The organism is Protofrankia sp. CiP1_Cm_nod2, assembly GCF_920664355.1.
Lineage (GTDB): Bacteria > Actinomycetota > Actinomycetes > Frankiales > Frankiaceae > Protofrankia.
Genome location: NZ_CAKKTL010000072.1, coordinates 19,529 through 23,023, shown reverse-complemented (window position 1 = coordinate 23,023; position 3,495 = coordinate 19,529). Strand labels below are relative to the sequence as shown.

Sequence of the window (3,495 nt, the reverse complement as noted above, 5' to 3'; positions counted from 1 at the left end):
GAGGAGCAGGTCAAAAATGAGCGACCGAGCAAAGGAACGCACAGTGGCCCTGAGGCAGAATTCCAGGATTTCCCGTCAGGACCGGGTACGTGGCTGCCTGCTCGGCGGGGCACTGGGGGACGCACTCGGGGCCGGCATCGAGTTCCTGTCGTTGGACGAGATCCGGCGCGCCCACGGGCCGGCCGGGGTGCGCGGCCTGACGGCGGCCTACGGCGTACACGCGCCGATCACCGACGACACGCAGATGACGCTGTTCACCGCCGAAGGGCTCATCCGGGCGTCGGTCCGCGGCCGCTCCAAGGGGATCTGCCATCACCCGACGGTGGTGTGGCGGGCATACCAGCGCTGGCTGGCCACCCAGGAGCGCCCCGGGCCACCATCCGACACGGACAGTGACGGCTGGCTGGCCGGTCAGCCGCTGCTGTACGCGCGGCGCGCCCCCGGCAACGCGTGCCTGTCCGGGCTGCGGATGCCGCGGATGGGAACGCCCGCACGCCCCGCGAACCCGGACAGCAAGGGATGCGGCGCGGTCATGCGTTCGGCGCCGTTCGGGCTGCTGCCGACCGGGCCGGAAGCCGCGTGGGAACTCGCCGCCGAATGCGCTGTGCTCACCCACGGTCATCCGGCTGGCTATCTTGCGGCGGCGGCGTTCGCCTGGATCATCAATGTGGTGGCCGACGGCCACACCCCTGTCGAAGCGGTGGAGTCGGCCCTCGGCCGACTCGCCTCCGAACGGGCCGGTGGGAAGGTTGCCGCCGCCCTGCGCGCCGCGCTGACGGCGGCCGCCGACGGCACACCGACCACCCCGGAGCGGGTGGAATCCCTCGGCGCCGGCTGGGTGGCCGAGGAGGCGCTGGCCATCGCCGTCCACTGCGCCGTGGCGGCGCCGGCGGATCCGTGGACGGCGCTGCTCGCCGCGGTGAACCACTCCGGGGACAGCGACTCCACCGGCGCGATCTGCGGGAACATCGTCGGCACCATGCTCGGCGAGGACGCCCTGCCCGCGGACCGGCTCACCGAACTCGAAGGCCACACCCTCGTCCGCCAGATCGCCGACGATTTCGTCCTGGAGACGTCCGGCGCCCCCGAGATCTCCGACAGCAGAGGAGAGGCGACCCCGGCCTGGTTCGACCGCTACCCGGGTGCCTAGCCTCAGGCTTTCGTGCGCAAGGAACGGCCGCACCCCGGCGTCCAGCTGCGCTTCACCGACATCGACGGGCATCGCTTCACTGCCTTTGCCACGAACAGCCACCGCGGCCAGCTCGCCACCCTCGAGCTGCGGCATCGCCGCCGTGCCCGCTGCGAGGACCGCATCCGCGGAGCGAAGGACACCGGCCTGACCAACCTCCCGCTGCACGACTTCGCCCAAAACGAGGTGTGGTGCGCGGTGGTAGCCCTGGCCGGCGCGCTGATCGCCTGGAGCCGGCTGCTCGCGTTCACCGGCCTCGACGCCCGCCGGTGGGAAGTGAAACGGCTACGCCACCGGCTGTTCTCGCTTGCGGGCCGGCTCGCACGCCACGCCCGCACCGCCGTCGTGCACCTCGCCGCGCACCACCCCTGGGCGCCGCTCGCCGCCGAAGCGATCAGCCGGCTGCGCGCCCCGCCCGCCCCGGATAGCCCGGACACGGACGTCCCTGCCCCACCAACCCCGAAAGACCCGCCCCGGACGTGGACCAGGCGCCCACCCCACGCGACAGCGGGGCAACCGGCCACCACCCAAACCGGCCGAAGAGCACAACTCAAGATCGAAGAGGCTGGGAACCCAGCCCGCGATCAACCACGGCCGATCCATGAAAGATCGAGGTTGGGGGTCGAGTAGACCGACACGATCTCGCCGCGAGCAGCCTCGTTGGCTTACGAGATGATCGCCGGTAGGACGTGGCTGCTTCTGGCCCCCGCGTCATACCGGCCGCTGTCGGGCGCGGGCCGGGTCCTCCACCGCCGTCCCGCGTCGTCCAACGCCACCCCGTCCGGTCTTCGTGGACGCACAGGCGGGGTGATGGCACCCGGCGAGCAGTCAGCGTTCCTTTGCTTGCCCAGCCTCAGGCGACCTGAACGATCTTGACTGCTCCGTTGGCGACGTGAAGGTCAAAGGTCAGACCGGTGGCCTTGCTGAGCTTCGCCAGCGTTTCGAGCCGTGGCTGCGTCTCGGCGATCTCCAAGCGCGCGACAGCGGGCTGCTTGAGGCCAACCTGCTCGGCGAGGGCCCGCTGCGTGAGACCGTGTTCGACCCGGTATGCGATCACCTGGTTGGCGACCTTCCGGGAGAACGCCAGGGCGTCCCACTCCTCGCGGAACTCCGGGTCCTGGCGGTGCTCTTCGATGACCTGGTCAAGAGTCTTGAGCTCCGACAGCTTCATCAGTCCTCCTTCAGGTCGTTGAGCCGTTCCACGGCCACGGCGACTGCCCGCTTGTACTTCCGCTTGTCGTGGTGTCCGATGGCGCCAACGACGACGAGTCTTGCCCCCATCCGCCGGTAGAAAGCCCGCCACGGGCTGTCGCCACCTCGGGGACGTAGCTCCCACAGGTGGTCGGCGTCCACGACGGCACTGGTGTGTGGGAACGGTAGATCCGTGCCGCGTTCTCGCAGCTTGTCGAGGGCGTTGTCGATCGCCGCGCGCTCGTTGGCAGGGAGCTTGGCCAACTCGTCGGCTGCATCGGGGTGGACCACGACGTCCCAGGGCATGCAATCATGATAACGACCACGTTATTACCGTTGCCCCGGGGCCTCAACCCCTGCTGGCACGGTCAGTGTCGTGAGGCCGCCCACGCGCCCGCCTGGCCGCGTAGGGCGGACGTGGTCGTCACGCGGGTCGCATCCGACGATCCGCCGGTGCCGGGCGAGGTTCCCGACGCAGATCGACGATCACCTGTCTGCGGGGGCGAGGCCCGCCAGCAAGATCGTCTGCTCGACAGTGATCGGACGGCAAGCGGAAAACCGGGTCATCTACCTGCCCATTCGGCCAAGCTCCGACCACTCCATGCTGATAGCTGCAGCCAATTTACCCAGGTCAAAGGCTAGATGTGGAGCGTGGTGGACCCTGTGCGCCAGCATCCGAATCTTTCGATCTTGGTTGCTGGCGCTGAAATCGCTGTCCGGCCGCTCGCTACCCGGCCTAATGACCAGACCCGCCCGGTGATCTCGATCCGGCATCGACCGGCCCGCTCTGGCCCCCACCGGCTCTGACCAGGTATGGCCGGACCGGGCTTCGACTCGGCTCTGATCCGTCTTGATACACCTCTGGCTCTGTTCCAAGACCCGATCCGGCCTTATGCTGCCTGCTTCTTCCGTAGTCGTCCGACTTGTCCGAGCTACTACCAGAGACCGACGGCCTCGTCCGGACGCGACGATCTCCTCTGGTCGCACGGCGGCGATATGCTCGGCCGGTCAGCACGTCCCACCATCCAGGGCAAGCGTGTTCCATTAGACGGGACGGCTTGGCCCGGAAGGTGGGACGATCAGGGGGCGGTAGCTCAGTCGGTCAGAGCAGCGGA

3 protein-coding genes and 1 pseudogene are annotated in these 3,495 nt (G+C 69.0%); 2 read left to right on the top strand and 2 right to left on the bottom strand.

The features are described from left to right. Positions 1–16: 16 nt before the first annotated feature. Both NBW84_RS10490 and NBW84_RS10485 read left to right on the top strand, forming a co-directional pair. Positions 17–1,150, top strand: a complete 1,134-nt coding sequence (locus NBW84_RS10490) for an ADP-ribosylglycohydrolase family protein (RefSeq protein WP_250284044.1) — start codon at positions 17–19, stop codon at positions 1,148–1,150. Between the two features lie 3 nt (positions 1,151–1,153). Beyond that, positions 1,154–1,612, top strand: a pseudogene (locus tag NBW84_RS10485) (transposase); the annotation flags it as partial. 430 nt (positions 1,613–2,042) lie between these two features. On the opposite strand, the gene NBW84_RS10480 reads toward NBW84_RS10485, so the two are convergent. After that, positions 2,043–2,360 (bottom strand): helix-turn-helix transcriptional regulator, encoded by a 318-nt coding sequence (locus tag NBW84_RS10480; RefSeq protein ID WP_250284042.1) that lies wholly within the window; start codon positions 2,358–2,360, stop codon positions 2,043–2,045. After that, positions 2,360–2,686: a type II toxin-antitoxin system RelE/ParE family toxin gene (locus NBW84_RS10475; protein WP_250284040.1), complete on the bottom strand. Its 327-nt coding sequence runs from the start codon at positions 2,684–2,686 to the stop codon at positions 2,360–2,362. Before NBW84_RS10475 ends, NBW84_RS10480 begins: the two co-directional genes overlap by 1 nt. Between the last annotated feature and the right edge of the window lie 809 nt (positions 2,687–3,495).

Coding starts and splice junctions, on each gene's coding strand:
- NBW84_RS10490 (WP_250284044.1), top strand. CDS start 17: ATGAGCGACCGAGCAAAGGAACGCACAGTGGCCCTGAGGCAGAATTCC.
- NBW84_RS10480 (WP_250284042.1), bottom strand. CDS start 2,360: ATGAAGCTGTCGGAGCTCAAGACTCTTGACCAGGTCATCGAAGAGCAC.
- NBW84_RS10475 (WP_250284040.1), bottom strand. CDS start 2,686: ATGCCCTGGGACGTCGTGGTCCACCCCGATGCAGCCGACGAGTTGGCC.